The organism is Lujinxingia sediminis, assembly GCF_004005565.1.
GTDB lineage: Bacteria > Myxococcota_A > Bradymonadia > Bradymonadales > Bradymonadaceae > Lujinxingia > Lujinxingia sediminis.
Map to the genome: position 1 here is coordinate 80,974 of NZ_SADD01000009.1, position 15,041 is coordinate 96,014.

15 protein-coding genes are annotated in these 15,041 nt (G+C 64.4%); 8 read left to right on the forward strand and 7 right to left on the reverse strand.

What is annotated here, in order from left to right; all coding sequences use genetic code 11:
* Positions 1 to 127: 127 nt before the first annotated feature.
* The 5 genes from EA187_RS14665 to EA187_RS14685 all read left to right on the forward strand — a co-directional run bounded on the left by EA187_RS14665 (position 128) and on the right by EA187_RS14685 (position 4,795).
* Entirely contained in the window at positions 128 to 1,015 is an 888-nt protein-coding gene (locus EA187_RS14665) for a CE1 family esterase (protein WP_115605735.1), read from the forward strand.
* A gap of 142 nt (positions 1,016 to 1,157) precedes the next feature.
* Complete coding sequence (gene trhA / locus EA187_RS14670; RefSeq protein WP_206524377.1) at positions 1,158 to 1,913, forward strand: PAQR family membrane homeostasis protein TrhA; 756 nt, start codon at positions 1,158 to 1,160, stop codon at positions 1,911 to 1,913.
* Between the two features lie 426 nt (positions 1,914 to 2,339).
* Positions 2,340 to 2,780: a hypothetical protein gene (locus EA187_RS14675; protein ID WP_115605733.1), complete on the forward strand. Its 441-nt coding sequence runs from the start codon at positions 2,340 to 2,342 to the stop codon at positions 2,778 to 2,780.
* A gap of 360 nt (positions 2,781 to 3,140) precedes the next feature.
* Positions 3,141 to 4,247, forward strand: coding sequence for a hypothetical protein (locus EA187_RS14680; RefSeq protein ID WP_115605731.1), 1,107 nt, complete (start codon positions 3,141 to 3,143; stop codon positions 4,245 to 4,247).
* 59 nt (positions 4,248 to 4,306) lie between these two features.
* Positions 4,307 to 4,795 carry a tetratricopeptide repeat protein gene (locus EA187_RS14685; protein ID WP_115605730.1) on the forward strand — a complete coding sequence of 163 codons (489 nt, stop codon included), beginning with the start codon at positions 4,307 to 4,309 and terminating at the stop codon, positions 4,793 to 4,795.
* Here the strand turns inward: EA187_RS14685 and ccoS are convergent.
* The 7 genes from ccoS to ccoN all read right to left on the reverse strand — a co-directional run bounded on the left by ccoS (position 4,792) and on the right by ccoN (position 12,484).
* Positions 4,792 to 4,950, reverse strand: a complete 159-nt coding sequence (gene ccoS, locus EA187_RS14690; protein ID WP_115605728.1) for a cbb3-type cytochrome oxidase assembly protein CcoS — start codon at positions 4,948 to 4,950, stop codon at positions 4,792 to 4,794. The genes EA187_RS14685 and ccoS overlap by 4 nt on opposite strands.
* Positions 4,947 to 7,535 (reverse strand): heavy metal translocating P-type ATPase, encoded by a 2,589-nt coding sequence (locus EA187_RS14695; protein ID WP_127780745.1) that lies wholly within the window; start codon positions 7,533 to 7,535, stop codon positions 4,947 to 4,949. The genes ccoS and EA187_RS14695 overlap by 4 nt, the downstream gene beginning before the upstream one ends.
* Positions 7,532 to 8,005 carry a FixH family protein gene (locus tag EA187_RS14700; protein ID WP_164856293.1) on the reverse strand — a complete coding sequence of 158 codons (474 nt, stop codon included), beginning with the start codon at positions 8,003 to 8,005 and terminating at the stop codon, positions 7,532 to 7,534. Before EA187_RS14700 ends, EA187_RS14695 begins: the two co-directional genes overlap by 4 nt.
* Position 8,006: 1 nt before the next feature.
* Entirely contained in the window at positions 8,007 to 9,440 is a 1,434-nt protein-coding gene (gene ccoG / locus EA187_RS14705; RefSeq protein ID WP_164856294.1) for a cytochrome c oxidase accessory protein CcoG, read from the reverse strand.
* Positions 9,441 to 9,513: 73 nt separating this feature from the next.
* Complete coding sequence (locus EA187_RS14710; protein WP_115605721.1) at positions 9,514 to 10,050, reverse strand: cbb3-type cytochrome c oxidase N-terminal domain-containing protein; 537 nt, start codon at positions 10,048 to 10,050, stop codon at positions 9,514 to 9,516.
* Entirely contained in the window at positions 10,047 to 10,232 is a 186-nt protein-coding gene (locus tag EA187_RS14715) for a hypothetical protein (RefSeq protein ID WP_115605719.1), read from the reverse strand. Before EA187_RS14715 ends, EA187_RS14710 begins: the two co-directional genes overlap by 4 nt.
* On the reverse strand, positions 10,232 to 12,484 hold the full coding sequence (ccoN, locus tag EA187_RS14720) for a cytochrome-c oxidase, cbb3-type subunit I (protein ID WP_206524387.1): 2,253 nt from the start codon (positions 12,482 to 12,484) through the stop codon (positions 10,232 to 10,234). The genes EA187_RS14715 and ccoN overlap by 1 nt, the downstream gene beginning before the upstream one ends.
* Before the next feature lie 395 nt (positions 12,485 to 12,879).
* Here ccoN and EA187_RS14725 point away from each other — a divergent pair, with 395 nt between their 5' ends.
* The 3 genes from EA187_RS14725 to EA187_RS14735 all read left to right on the forward strand — a co-directional run bounded on the left by EA187_RS14725 (position 12,880) and on the right by EA187_RS14735 (position 15,018).
* A complete protein-coding gene (locus EA187_RS14725) occupies positions 12,880 to 13,686 on the forward strand; it encodes a sulfite exporter TauE/SafE family protein (protein WP_115605717.1) in 807 nt (268 codons plus the stop codon).
* A gap of 123 nt (positions 13,687 to 13,809) precedes the next feature.
* A complete protein-coding gene (locus EA187_RS14730) occupies positions 13,810 to 14,424 on the forward strand; it encodes a PNPOx family protein (protein WP_164856295.1) in 615 nt (204 codons plus the stop codon).
* Between the two features lie 15 nt (positions 14,425 to 14,439).
* Positions 14,440 to 15,018 (forward strand): DNA-3-methyladenine glycosylase, encoded by a 579-nt coding sequence (locus tag EA187_RS14735; RefSeq protein WP_164856296.1) that lies wholly within the window; start codon positions 14,440 to 14,442, stop codon positions 15,016 to 15,018.
* Positions 15,019 to 15,041: the final 23 nt, after the last annotated feature.

Genomic DNA, 15,041 nt, shown 5'->3' on the forward strand with positions numbered 1-15,041 from the left:
GGCTCCGAAAGTGGAAGCGCTCGTGCGGGTGCGCTATGTCTTCTACGACATCGTTTTGAGGTTGAAGGTCGGTCGACATGAGTGAGGATGCAGAGTGAACGTGAGAGCGACGTGGTGGTGGGGGGTCATGCTGGCGTGTGTGATCGGGGTTGGATGTGGGACGAAAGACAGCGCCGATCCCCAGGTGATCGAGGAGCAGGGCCCCCCCTACGCTCCAGAATGGGACGGAAGCGAGCCGCTGGGAGGAGAGCGAGCGGCCACGGTGGTGCTCCCGCAGAGCTATTCGGTGGAGCGCCGCTGGCCGCTGGTGATTGCGCTGCATGGGTTTTCGGCATCACCGCGATGGATTGATGGGTTTCTGGGGCTGAGCGCGATGGTCGACGATCGCGAGTTCATTGCGGTGCTGCCACCGGGAACGGTCGGGGCAGGCGACCTTAGCTTCTGGAACGCCACCGACGCCTGTTGCGACTTTGGCGGCAGCGGGGTTGATGATGTGGCCTACCTCAGCGCCCTTATCGATGAGGCCACCGAGCGGCTGGCCGTGGACCCGGAGCGGATCTATTTTATGGGACACTCCAACGGTGGATTTATGTCGTACCGGCTGGTCTGTGAGCTCAGTGAGCGCATCCGAGCGGTGGCGGTGGTGGCGGGCTCGGTCGATGCTGATCCCCAGGCCTGTCAGCCCACCCATCCCGTCAGCGTGCTGCATGTGCATGGCGATGAGGATGAGGTGATTCCCTATGAGGGCGGCGCGCTCAGTGGGGAGCGTTTTCCGGGGGCGGAGGAGGTCGCCGCGCGTTGGGCGGCTCTTCAGGGCTGCGAGGAGGCTGTGGCCGGTGATTCGATCGATGTGGTGCTGGGCCTGAGCGGCGCGGAAACCGAGGTGCAACGCTGGCAGGGCTGCCAGGCCGGTGCGGCCGTTGAGCTTTGGTCGATGCGTGGCGGGGAACATAACCCGACGTTGAGCACGGTGGGTAAGCGCGCGATGGTCGACTTTTTGCTCGAGCAGCGCTGAGATAAGGGCAAGGCGACAGGGGCTGAAGCGCGGATGAGGCCTGAGCACCCGGCGAGCGCGCCGGGACGTTCGAGGGGATATTTGCGCGTCGGGGAGATGATGTGGGAGCCTCGGCATGGAGTTCGAGAGGGGGGGGCAGGCGATGAGCAAACATCCGTACGACAGGAATATCATGGGCGTGAATGTCGGGAGAGATTCGAAACAGGGTGAATCGCAGCTCGACGAGCTTGCAGACAAGATCAGTGATGCGCGTGAGCGCATCGCCCATACCGAGATCTTCAGCGCGGAGGACATCGCCAACAGTGTAAGCCACGGGGTGGGTCTGGGGGCTGCGATCGTTGGCTTTGTCGTGCTGATGGTCACCGCCTGGGCAACCGGCGCGTTGCTTCAGATCGTCAGTGCGTTGATCTACGGACTCACTCTGGTTGCACTCTTTGCCGCCTCCACGATCTACCACAGCGTGACACAACCACGGGTGCGGCGCGCGCTGCAGGTGCTCGATCATTGCGCGGTATTTTTTTTGATCGCGGGTACCTATACCCCTTTTGCGCTGGTGACGCTGGAGGGGACGCTGGGCTGGACGATTCTGGCCGTGATCTGGTCGTTGGCCTTGCTGGGGGTAACGATCAAGCTCTTCTGGTTCGGGCGTTTTGAGGGGTTGAGCCTGGCGCTCTACCTGCTGATGGGCTGGACGATCGTCGTTGCGATCAAGCCTCTGTGGCTGGGACTGGAGCCGGGCGGAGTGTTTTTGCTCTTCGGCGGGGGACTGTTTTACACCGCGGGGGTGGCGTTTTTTGTGTGGGAGCGGCTCTTTTTAAACCACGCCATCTGGCACCTCTTTGTGCTGGGGGGGAGTGTGTGCCACTTCCTCGCGATTCTTTTCTATGTGCTCGGATAGCGGGCTCCAGGCGTGTGGCGGATGGGACGTTTAAAAAGACTCCTTCACGCCCTTCATAAAACGCAATGAAGAGGGGGCATCGGGTAGTCTGAGCGCAGTCGTGGAGATGGGCCTTGAGCAGCCTGGCGCGCGGGGAATGCCGGAGGGGGCGAGTTCCGTACCGGTCGGCAAAGTTGACAATATTCATTGATTATGTATACTCAGGCGTCTTGATCAGGCCATTGATGATCGGACGACGAGCGGCGCGCTTCGCGCGCTTATTCGCTATGCCAGCGTCGAGAGACGGCGGCGTGAAAAAAGCTCACCTTTCGTTAGGTCCAGTTCTTCTTGAGCGGAGGAAGATGTTGGGCGCCCGGGGCGGCGCATCCTCTTGGTGAAAGCGGTTGTGTCCGTCGGGCGACGTTGACGTAGAACCCTGGAGAGCGTTTGGACACCTTAGACGTGGTCAAGAAGGCAGAGGAGCGGGGAGGCAGTGAGCGACGTAAGGCGATTGAGCAGGTGCTCATCGGTGCGCGGCAGCTTGGCTGCGATATGCACGTCGGCGGCGGTCGCGCCGGCGGTATGAACCTGCGCTACGGCGCGATCGGCTATGCCATCCTCGACGTGAATACCAGAGGGGTGGTCAAGCTCTATGCGTCTCCCCATCCAGGCAAAGATGCTACCGAGGAGCATCGCGAGGCGCTCAACGCCTTTATCGAAGCGCGTGAGGCGTTGGAGCCGAAATCCTTTCCGGTCAATACCTACGGGCACCTCGAAGACCCCATTGAAGAGATCGGGCCTGGGCCGCTGGTGGCCTTTGTGGAGCGTGCCGTGCAGCTGATTCGCAAGAGCTATTATGAGCCCTGGCGCGAGCTGCATGAGGCCTGAGCCTGCGTGCAAAGTTCAGTGAGGCGGGCATCGCGGCCAACGTCGGGATGTCTGACTCAGGATGGGGGAGCAACGCTTCAGCCCGGTGCCCCCTGTGAGATTGAATCTCGCAGGGGGCATCGTTGTATCTGCGCGCAGAGAAAGTGCTGCTCGCGGTATTGCGACGGGAGCTAGCGTTGACGCCGTGTCTGCAACTTCTGCTCACGGCGTAGTACTGAAAAGAGAGCACCTGCTGAAAAAAGTTGAGGGGAGGACGCAAGATCGTCGCGGAGCGCTCGATAACAAAAGGGCAGGGGCGACGGTGAGCTGTTGAGAGAGGAGTACGGCGCCCGAGGGATGATGGTCTGATGAGGGCTGACGATGAATATTATGAACGTGTTGAGCAACGCGGCCGACGCGATCAGCGATATTGGCAAGGCCGCCGCATCGGTTGTGGATGTCGTGAGCGATGTGGGGGGAGACGGGATTGAGGCCCTGGGGGGGCTCTTTGATAGCGACAGCGTGGAGATCGGAGGGAAGGAGGAATCCGGCGGTTTTTTTGATCTGATCGGGGATGTTTTTAAGGGGAAGATGAGCATCGGCACCGCTGCGAACAACGCGCTCGACAGCCTGGGCCTGCCAGACTGGGTGGGGGATGTGGCCGGGACGGTGGTGTCGTTGGGGACCATGGATATTGCCGGCAGCATTGAGAATGGCCTTAAGGTGGCCGGGCAGATTGCCGAGGCCTGCGGGGGGGAGGAGATCGCTGGATTCTGCCGTTCGGCGAGCGATGCGGTGGGGATGTTTCATGAGGTGGTGGGGCCGATCGTTGTTAAAGCTCAGCTAGCGGTGGCGACCGGTGGCGCGGGCAGCGCGGGGTTGCTGGCCGGGGGAGGCGGTGCGGGCGTGCTGGGGAGTCTGGGGAGCCTGGGAGGCGGCGCGGGGATCTTCGCCAACCTCGGTCAACTTGGCGGGCTGGCCAGTCAGGCCAGCTCGGTGATGGAGTACGGTCGCACGGCGATGGATGTGGTCAACGCGGTGAAGACCGGGGCGGGGCTACTGCAGAACATTCCCCAGGTGGTCGGCCTCTTCGACGGGGCCTTTGATACCCTGGGGGATCTGACCGGTGGTCTGGAAGCGGCCAACGGGGAGGTTCGCGAGGCGCTGAGCCAGGCGCTCGACCAGGTGATGCGCGAGATGGGCGACGCCCACGGCGACGTGAGATCGCTGGGCACGCAGATCTTTGAGCAGGCTCACGCCATGCTGATGGAGCAGGCTCAGAGCTTAAGCAGTGGTCTGACGGATGCGGCCCAGACGCAGCTGCAGCAGGTCACCCACGAGGCCCTGGAGACGATGCGCGGTCTGCTCGATATGGGCGGGCTCGATCAGGGGGTGCTCGGGGATGTGATGGGCCTGTTGGGGCAGCTTGATGGACTCAACCTCTCGCGCACCGTCTCGGACATGATGGGCGCGTTTTTGCGGGCGTAAGGCGTTTCAGCGCGATTACCCCTTTACCTTTGCATGTCGATTTCAGAGGAGAACTCAACATGAGTGAGCAGCAGACGAGCAAGAGTGATGCGGAGCAGGCCTGGGAGGCCGCTCCTGATCTGGTGGCGGCGCAGACCCAGGAGCTGGCCCGGCGCTTTTATAAAAAGGGTGAGCTCGGGCGGGCCGAAGAGGTGCTCGGGAAGTTGATCAAGATGCGCCCGGCGATGGCCTGGGCTCACGCTCTGCTGGGGGTTGTGTACCGGCGTCAGGGCAGGCTGCTCAAGGCATTGGAGTCGTTGCAGCGGGCCGCTGAGATCGACAGCAGCGATCGCAATACACTGGTCAACCTCGGCGAGTGCCTGGTGCTTGCGGGTAAAGTACCGGAGGGGGTGGATGTGCTGCGGGCGGTCTTTGAGATGGGCTACGATCCGACCAAATCGCCCGAGGAGCATGATACGCTCACGCGTCGGGCCGGGGCGCAGCTTGAGGTGATTCAGCGGGCGGCGCGCAAGGTTGAGGCCGACCTCCGGGCGAAGTTGGAGGGTTAACGCCGGGGCGGTTCGGGCTCGTCGTCGAGTAGCGGTCGGAGCGCGGGGGTGTCGAGGTCATCAAGCTGGCCTCGACGCACCGCCCAGACAAAGGCTGCCACGGAGCTCAGCGTAAGTAAGAGCGCCATGGGAATGAGCAGGTAGAGGATGTTCATGCGGCGGACTCCCGGGCATGAGAAGAGGGGGCGCGTGGTGATGGCGAGGCATGTGATGCTCCGCCCGACGCTGTGGTTTCGCTTTTGGGGGGGCGCGGCTCAAAGGAGCGCTGTGAGAGCGAAGACGCGACGACCGCCAGCGAGCTGATCGGCATGAGCAGCGCGGCCACAAGGGGAGAGACCAGCCCGAGGGCGGCCAGACTCACACCGAAGACGTTGTAGATGGCCGAGCCCAGAAGGTTGCGGCGCACCGTGCGCATGATGGTTTTTGAGCCGTCGAGGAGATCTTCGACAGGGGTGAGTCCCTGGCGCATCAGGAAGATATCCGCGGCCTGGAGGCTGGCTTCGGAGCCTCCATAGACGGCCACACCGACGTGGGCGGCCTGGAGGGCGGCGGCGTCGTTGACGCCGTCGCCGATCATGGCGACGGTGGCATCGGGGTGAACGTCTCGAAGGGTTTTGATGAACGCGACTTTATCTTCGGGGCTTGCGCCTCCGCGGATATGCGAGGGTTCAATTCCGAGGTCTTCGCCGACACGGGCCACAAGCTCCGGGTGATCGCCGGAGACCAGATGCACGCGCACGCCACGTTGACCCAGGCGGCTGACCAGTTCGCCTGCGCCCGGGCGCAGGCGGTCGCCCAGCCCCAGGAGCAGACGCGGCTCCTCGTCGACCATGACCACCAGGGGGGTAAGTCCCCGGGCGGCCAGCTCGTCGGCGCGCACGCACCAGGGGTGCTCCTCGGGAAGTTGCCAGTCGGGGCGGCCCACGGCCACGCGCTGCGTGCCGACCCGGCCTGTGATACCGCGCCCGGTATGCTCTTCGACCTCCGAGGTCGGCAAGGGAGCAAAGCCTGCCTGTGGAGGCACCGCCGCCACAAGCGCACGGGCCAGCGGGTGGCTGGAGTGCGATTCCAGCGCGCTGGCCAGGCTCAATGCCTCTTCGTCGCCCTCCATCGCGGCGATGGTGGGCTGGCCGACGGTGAGGGTGCCGGTCTTGTCGAAGATCAGGTCGGTGAGGTGGTCGAGGGCCTCAATGACGTCGTCGTTTTTAATGTGCACGCCGCGGCGCGCGGCGCGACCGGCCCCCACGCTCATGGCCAGCGGCGTGGCCATGCCCAGCGCGCAGGGGCAGGAGATGACCAGGAGCGCCACGGCGTTGGGGATGGCGCGGGAGGGTTCAATCAACGCCCAGATGATCGAGGTGACCAGGGCGGCACCGAGCACCGCGAGCACGAAGATGCCACCCAGACGGTCGGCGAGTTGGACGATGGGCGCGCGCTGGCTTTTGTGATCTTCGATCCAGCGCAGAAGTTTGCCCACGCGGGTCTCTTCGGCGGTGGCGCGCACCTCGACGTGGAGGAGGGCGCCGAGGTTGGTGACCCCGGCCTCAATCACCTGCCCCGGGGCGATCTTCTCCGGCCGCGACTCGCCGGTGAGCAGCGCGCGCAGAACTTCGCTGCGGCCAAGCATCACGATGCCGTCGGCGGCCACCACATCGCCGGTGCGCACTTCGATGAGGTCGCCCGGACGCAGGGAGGTTGCGAGGATGGCTTCGGCGCGCTCTCGGAGCTGGGAGGTGGGCTCGTCGGCGCGACGCAAGAGGCGCGCGCTGCGCGGGAGCAGCGAGTAGAGGCGCTCGGCGGCATCGGCGGCGCGCGCGTTACCCCGGAGTTGCAGGTAGCGCGCGCTGAGCAGGGCGGCGATGAGCACGGTGAGCGAGTCAAACCACACATCGCCCTGGCCCCAGACGGTGTTGTACATCGAGTGGACCCAGCCTACGCCAATCCCCAGGGCGATGGGCACGTCGATGGAGAGGTGGGTTAGTCCCGCGCTCAACTTCTGCGAAAACGCGGTACGCAAGGAGGCCCAGGCGCGCCGAAAGAAGATCGAGCCGCCCACCACCAGCGCGACCATGCTCAGGCCTAAGCTGAGCCAGCGCATCGTGGTGTGCAGCCCGGCGTCGGCGAGCGCGCTCAAGCCCGCGTACTCGGCGATGGCGAAGATCATGGTGTTCATCGCCACCGCCCAGCTGATGCCCACGCGGGTGAGCAGGCGGCCCAGTCCCTCGTTGCGGACCTGGCGCTGATCGGCGCGTAGCGGGTGGGCGCGGTAGCCAAAACGCGCCAGCGCCTGACCGATCTCCGAGAGACGAACTTTCGCCGGATCCCAGCGCAGCGAGAGCAGTCCGCGCGTCAAATCCAGGCGCGCGTTGAGCACGCCCTCCATCAGCTCGGGAAGGCGCTCAATCAGCCAGACGCAGCCGGCACAATGCACCCCTTCGAGGTGCAGCCGGGCGCTGAGACTTCCGTCATCGTGCGTTTTGGCGTGCTCGTTTAAGAAAGCTTCGGAGTCGAGCAGCGGTGCAAGCTCGGCGGCCACCTCGGGGGCCTGGGCTGGCTGCGGGTCGCTGCTCCAGGTGTTGCGAAGCTGGTAGAAGCTGTCGAGCCCGGACTCGTGCAAGGCCAGGTAGACGGAGTGGCAGCCCACGCAACAAAAGCTCGGGGCGTCTTCGGGCGCATCGGCCGGGGGCGGCGGTGCCGGCAGCCCGCAGTGCGCGCAGGGGACCGACGAAGGTTGGGTCATGGGGACCTCTCCACCCGATGGGTGCGCTCGTAGGTGGTCTCACCGCCCTGAAGATGCAGGGTCACATCCCAGACGCCCGGCTCCAGCGGGGCGCCTTCCAGGATGTAGTGGCCGGGTTGGCCATCGGCGCGAGCGATGAGCGGAACCGTGGCGCGGGGCTCAACGTCGGAGGCCAGGCGAAAGCTCGCGCTGCCGCTGAGGGTCAGCGGCTGGCCCATGGCGTCGCGCACGGCGACCTCGGCGCGTTCATCATTGATGCTTAAGGCCACCGTCCAGCCCAGCTCGCGGGAGGCTTCGTCAATGGCCACCGACTCATCCCAGGCGACCGCCCGCTCGTAATAGTCGGGCACGATGCGCGGGCCACCGTCGGAGGCCGAGGCCAGGATGATCGACATGCCCGAGCCCATGCAGATGCCCAGGATCGCGATGATAAAACCCGGCCAGAAGATGTGTGAGGGGATCGAGAGCATGTCATTCTCCAGGGGAGGTGGGTCCCAGTAGCGGGAAGCTCGAGGTGGCCCAGGGCTCACCTTCGATAAGGATCTCAAAGGTGGCTGTGGCCGAGCCATCGGGCAGGGATGAAGGCGGGGCGGTCGTCCAGACCTCGACGCGCGTCAGCGCGCCGGCCTCCAGCGCGATGGTCTGCGGGCCGACCACACGCACGCTCGCACCTTCAGGCTCGGTGACGCGCAGGGTGGCCTGGCGATCCTCGCCGGTGCGGTTGCGCAGGCGAATGCGCAGGCGGTTGGCGATCTGACCGTCTGCAAGCTCGGTAAAGGCCGGTCCGGGCATGCGCCCGATGTCGACCTCCAGAGGCTCGCGCTGGCCGATCAGCGCCACAAAGAGCGTGCTGAGCACCACCAGAGCCACACCGTAGGCCATAAGGCGGGGGCGCAGCACGCGGGTGGGTTTGTTCTCAATGGCGTTCTCGGAGGTGTAGCGAATCAACCCGCGGGGTTTGTCGATGGCGTCCATGATGGCGTCGCAGGCGTCGACGCACTGGGTGCACGAGACGCACTCCATCTGCAGGCCGTCGCGGATGTCGATGCCGGTGGGGCAGGTGCGCACACAGGCCCCGCAGTCGATGCAGTCGCCCAGGCGCGCCTGTGGGTTGTCCAGATCGATGGGACCTTTGGATTTAAGTCGTCGGCCGCGGGGCTCGCCGCGCCCCGGATCGTAGCTGACAATCAGCGAATCGCGGTCCATCAGCACCGACTGAAAGCGGGCGTAAGGGCAGGTGATGGTGCACATCTGCTCGCGGAAATAGCCGAAGTCAAAGAGCACCAGCGCGGTGGTGATGGCCATGGTCGCAAAATAGCCGGGGTGCTCGGCCGGGCTCAAGGTCATCCAGCGCAGAAGCTCCGGCCAGCTCACAAAGTAGGCGACAAAGGTGTGCGCCAGAAAGAGAGAGAGGAGCGAGAAGACGCCGAACTTGACCGCTTTGCGAGCGAACTTCTCCGGGGTCATGGGGCCGGCGTCGCGCCTTCGGCGCGCGCTTTCTTTGCCCTCAATGAGCCGCTCGATGGGGCGAAACACAAGCTCCAGATACACCGTCTGCGGGCAACCCCACCCACACCACACTCGCCCGAAAAGCGCCGTAAAGAAGAAGACGCTCAGCAGGACAATGAGCATAAAGAGCATCAAGAGCACAGTGTCGGTGGAGTGCAGGGTCAGCCCGAAGAAGGTGAATTCTCCACCGGTGATATTGAGGAAGATCGCCGGCTTGTCGGCGATCTTGACCCAGGGCAGCGCCACAAAAAACGCGATGAGCACAAAGCCCACCACGCGCCGGGCGTTGAGAAAGCGGCCCGGGCTTAAGGTGGGGTAGATCCAGCGGCGAGAGCCGTCTTTATCCATGGTGGAGAGGACGGCATCGGGGGATTCGAGAATGGGAGGGGTGCTCATCATAGACCTCGTCATCGACGAGAAGAGAGGAGGCCCGGCCCGCGGCTCTAAGGCCGCGGGCCGGGCTAAAGGGTTATTGCAGCGAGGCGATGTAGGCGGTCAGCGCGGCGACGTCTTCCTGACGCAGCACCGGCCCCCAGGGGGGCATGCCGTTTTCGGGCACACCGTCACGGATGGTGGCGTAGATCTCGGGGAGCGTGCTGCCGTGAATCCACTGGTCATCGGTGAGAATCGGCCCGACGCCGCCCTCGTGGTTGGCACCGTGGCAGGGAGCGCAGGTGCCGGAGTAGACCTCGGCGCCTCGGGCCAGCGCGTCGGAATCGTCGAGAAGGGCGGTGAGCATCTCCTCGTCGACCGGCGGCGTGGCCGCCGCAAAGGCGTTGCGCGTGGTCTCGAGCTGGCGCGAAGCCCGGGTAAGCTGCGCGTCGTAGCCATCGATGAAGTCCAGGCCTAAGGCGACCATGTAGAAGATCGACCAGACGATGGTCACGTAGAAGATCGCCAGCCACCAGCCGGGCATCGGGTTGTCGTACTCCTGGATGCCGTCGTAGTCGTGGTCCAGGAGCACATCCTGTTCAGGGGCAGAGCTCTGAGGGGTGATTTCACTCATGGGTGGGACTCCTGACCGTTGAGGGTGCCGTCCTCCAGGGGGAGGTTCTGAGCGTGGTGGATTTCTTCTTTTTGAGCGAAGAGGGCCCGCAGCACGATCAGCGCAAAGGCAATAAGGAAGAGGACGAGGCCGACCTCGGCAAAGGCTTCCAGGCCGGCGGCTTCCATGATCTCACGTCGCATCAGTCAGCTCCTTCGGCGTTGGAGATGTCGGTACCCAGGCGTTGCAGGTAGGCGATGAGCGCGATGAGGTCGCGGTCTTGAAGTCCGGCCGGTCCGCCCTGCTCATGGAGCTCCTGAGCGATCTGGGCGGCCTGGGTGCGGGCGTCTTCGACGGCGCTTTCAGCCTGCTCGGGGGTGTAGGGCACGCCCAAAAAGATCATGGTTTCGATCTTCTTCTGGGTCTGGGAGAGGTCGAGCTCGTCGGTCTCAAGCCAGGGGTAAGCCGGCATGATCGAGCGGGTGTTGGTCGAACGCGGGTCGATCATGTGGCGGTAGTGCCAGAAGTGGTTGTACTTGCCGCCCACCCGCGCCAGATCCGGCCCGGTACGCTTGGAGCCCCAGAGGAAGGGGTGGTCGTAGACGCCTTCGCCGGGCTTGGAGTACTCGCCATAGCGCTCGATCTCATCGACCATCGGACGAATCTGCTGGGAGTGGCAGGTGTGGCAGCCCTCGGCGATGTAGAGATCTCGCCCCTCAAGCTCCAGCGGGGTGTAGGGCTGGACGGCGGCGATGGTCGGGACCGAGGAGCGGATGAGCAGCATCGGTACGATCTCGATGATCGTGCCCACCAGAATGGCCACGGTGGTCAGGATGGTGAAGACAAGCGGCCAGCCTTCAAGGAGGCGGTGCCAGCCGCCCTTGAACTTCTCCTGCAGGCTGAAGAGGGCTTCGTCGATGTTGGCCTGTTCGCCAGCGGCGCGGGCTTTGACAGGGCTGCTCTTGGTCTTCGGCGCGGGCAGCGCGGCGGGCACAATCGCCTCGGGGTCTTCGAGGGTTTTGGGCGCGGTGCGCGCGGTCATGATCAGGTTGTAGCCGCCCAGGCAGGTGGCGATCAGGTAGATCGAGCCGCCAATCAGTCGCACCCAGTACATGGGCACAATCGCCACAACCGTCTCCATGAAGTCCGGGTACATCAGGCGTCCGGTCTCATCGAAGGCGCGCCACATAAGCCCCTGGGTGATGCCGGCGCTGTACATCGCCACGATGTAGAGCAGGATGCCGACGGTCGCCATCCAGAAGTGGGCGTTGGCAAGACGGGTGGAGTAGAGCTTGGTCTGCCAGAGGCGAGGGGCCAGCCAGTAGATCATCCCGAAGGTCATAAAGCCGTTCCAGCCCAGCGCGGCGGCGTGAACGTGGGCGATCGTCCAGTCGGTGTAGTGGCTCAGGGAGTTGACGAGCTTCACGCTCATCAGCGGGCCCTCAAAGGTGGCCATGCCGTAGAAGGTGATACCCACCACAAAGAACTTCAGAACCGGGTCGGTACGCACCTTGTCCCAGGCGCCGCGCAGGGTGAAAAGCCCGTTGATCATGCCGCCCCAGCTGGGCATCCAGAGCATGATCGAGAAGACCATCCCCAGGGTGGAGGCCCACTGCGGAAGCGAGGTGTAGTGGAGGTGGTGCGGGCCGGCCCAGATGTAGATGAAGACCAGCGACCAGAAGTGCAAAATGGAGAGCTTGTAGGAGTAGATCGGGCGGTTGGCCGCCTTGGGCAGGAAGTAGTACATCAGGCCCAGGAAGGGGGTCGTGAGCACGAACGCCACCGCGTTGTGGCCGTACCACCACTGGATCATCGCGTCCTGAACGCCGGCAAACACCGAGTAGCTCTTAAAGAGCCCCACCGGGATGGCCAGGTTGTTGACGATGTGCAGCACCGCCACGGTGACGATGGTGGCGATGTAGAACCAGATCGCCACGTAGAGATGTTTTTCGCGGCGATGTTTGAGCGTGAGAAAGAAGTTCGCCGCAAAGATCACCCACACCACCGTAATGGCCAGGGCGATGGGCCACTCCAGCTCGGCGTATTCTTTGGTCTGGGTAAAGCCCATCGGTAGCGTGATGGCGGCGGCCACAATAATGGCCTGCCAGCCCCAGAAGTGGAGCTTGCTCATCATGTCGCTGAACATGCGAGCTTTCACCAGTCGCTGGGTCGAATAGTAGACCGCTGCGAAGATGGCGTTTCCGGCAAAGGCAAAGATCACCGCATTGGTATGCAGCGGGCGTAGCCTTCCGAAGGTGAAGTACTTGCCGAGCTCGTTGGCCGGGAAGTAGGCCAGCTGCAGGGCTAAGATGACGCCGACGAGCATCCCGATGATGCCCCAGGCGACGGTGGCGATGACGAACATCCGCACGATGCGATCATCGTAGCGGATGCGCTCGGTGGCTGCCGGGGCGAGCACTTGAGCGGGGTGTTGGGGGGATGGCGCTCGAGTCACGGGACCTCCTGGGACTCAACATAAAAGGGGGGAAAGGCATCTCGTCGTTGCCACGGAATCAGAACCGGGCGTGTGGAAGACCCGGCGGGTACGTGCGCAGGGCTTATCAAGTTGCGTGCCAGTGTGGCCATGTGGCGAAAAGACGCGGCGAAAAAGGTGCGGAGCGGACCTTGAGAGCTGCAAAGCGGCGAAGTGGTGTGCAAAAAATGCGTGGCACTCAGGCTATGCGCAGAAAATGCGCAATGCAAAGAGCAAGGCGTAGGGATTTGTAAGGGAGGGCTCAGGGTTAAGCAGGCGGACGGCGCGAAGGGTGCGTGTGGCGCGTGCTTTGCAATGCGCTCAGACGTGGGCCGGAGCTCGGACTTCGGCAGTGATGTGCGCATGAAGGAGTGAGTGTGAGCGAGGTGGCAGAGGTTGGAGCGTGGGCGCAGGTCGCGCCCTATTATGCGCAGGTGCTGGGCGTCGGCGTGATCTGGGTGAGCCTGCATTGCGCGGGGATGTGCGGGCCGATCCTGGCGAGTCTGACGGCGACGACCGGGGCGTGGTCGGAGCCGACGCCGGCCCGGCGGGTGATGAAGGCCTCGGCCGGGGTGCTCAGCTATCAAGGCGGGCGAGCGCTTACCTATGCGGCGATGGGGGCGGGGGCCGGCGCGCTGGGAGCGATGGCGCAGGGCTGGGTGCGGGGGATGACGCAGACCGCCGGGCTTGTGGTGGCGGCGGTGCTGGTGGCCGCCGGGCTGTGGAAGCTCTTGCCGGCGCGCTATCGGAGTGCGGGGGTGGGAGGCCGGCTCGGCGCAAAGGTTGCGGCGTTGAGCGGGGGGCTTTTGCAGCGGGCGATGCGCCTGGCACCGAAGAATCGCTGGCTGAAGATGGGGGTGATGGGGCTGATGATGGGGCTTTTGCCCTGCATGCTCATGTTCTGGGTGTTGAGCATCGCCGCGGCCACCGCCAGCCCCTGGCATGGCGCCGGGGTGATGGTGGTACTGGTAGCGATGACCACGCCGGTGTTGATGGCTGCGGCCAGCGGATCGAGCCTTTTAGGTGGACGGCTGCGCGCGGCTTCGGCGTGGCTTGTGGCGCTCGGCCTGATCCTCTCGGGGGTGTGGATGGGGCTTATCGGCGCGGCAGCCAACGGCTGGATCGATCATATCTACCTGGCCTTTGAGCTCTTTGGAGAGGCCTGGACGATGATGCTGTGGTGAGTGTGTTGGGGGGATGCAAAAGATGCGCGTGTGCCGGAGGGCTTTGTCCTATGCGGGGATGGCGCGTAGGTTAGGATGAGGAGTGAGACTGTGGACGGACCGATGCATGCGGATGGAGCACTTATGAAGGATCGTGAGGATGCGTTGATGGCCGAGCCGATGCCCCGGCTGGAGACTCTGGAGGAGGTGCTGGAGCACCTCTGGGCCTATGCCGAGCGCGGGGCGCACCGGCGAGATAACGCGATGGCGACGCCGATCTTTGTGACGACCCGCCAGGATGGGGCTCCGGGGGCGCGCACGGTGATTTTGAGGGACGTGGAGCCGGGGCGCGCGCTGCTCTGCCATACCGATCATCGCTCCGGCAAAGTGCAGGATGTGCAGGCCGAGCCGCGTACCATCTGGGTATGTTACGACCGGGAGCTTCACCAGCAGTTTCAGTTCATCGGGCGCACCACGATTCATAGCGACGACGCGCTGGCCGACCGGATGTGGGCCGAGGAGTCGCCGGATGAGCTGGTTTTTTATTATAAGAAGCCCCGACCCTCCGAACATGCCGATTCGCCGAGCTCCGCCCAGGATTTTGAAGAGGTCAGTGAGGCTGAGGCCCGGGCGAATTTTGCGGTGGTGCGCACCGAGATCGACGCCATTTTATGGCAACACGTTCACCCGGAGGGGGAGTACCGCGCCGGGTTTAAGCGTCAGGGCGACGGGTTTGTGGGCGAGTGGCTGGTGCCCTGACGTGAGGGGATTGGGGTGAGGTGGCGAGAGGAGGTTGTGGGGCGCGCGTTTTTTGCGCGCGAGATTCACGAGGTGGCGCGCGATCTTCTCGGTCGTGAGCTCTGGGTGGGGGAGCAGGGCGCGCGAATCGTCGAGGTGGAGGTCTACGAGGGGGCCAACGACGCGGCCAGCCACGCTCGCAGCGGGGTGCCCGGCGCGCGCACCTGGCCGATGTTTGCCGAGCCGGGTCGGATCTATGTGTACCGAATCTACGGGATGCACCGCTGTGTGAACCTGCGCGCGCCGAGTCGGGTGGGACCGGGCGCGATTTTGGTGCGGGCGGCCGAGCCGCTGGCAGGTTTTGAGGCGCGGGTCTGGCAGAAGCGGCGGCTGAGTGGGCCGGCGCTTCTGTGCAAAGAGATGGGAATCGACGAGCGCTTCAGCGGTGCCTGGGTGGGGCAGGGGATCGTCGTGCGTAAGGGAATGCCGGTGGCCGACGCGGAGGTGGGGCGGAGCGCGCGCGTCGGGCTCAACGCGGAGCGCTGCGGGGAGGCAGCGCGCTGGCGCTGGCGTTACGCCATCAAAGACTCGCCATGGTTCTCGCGTCCGCTCTGAGGATGCGTTGAGTGTCGCGAGGG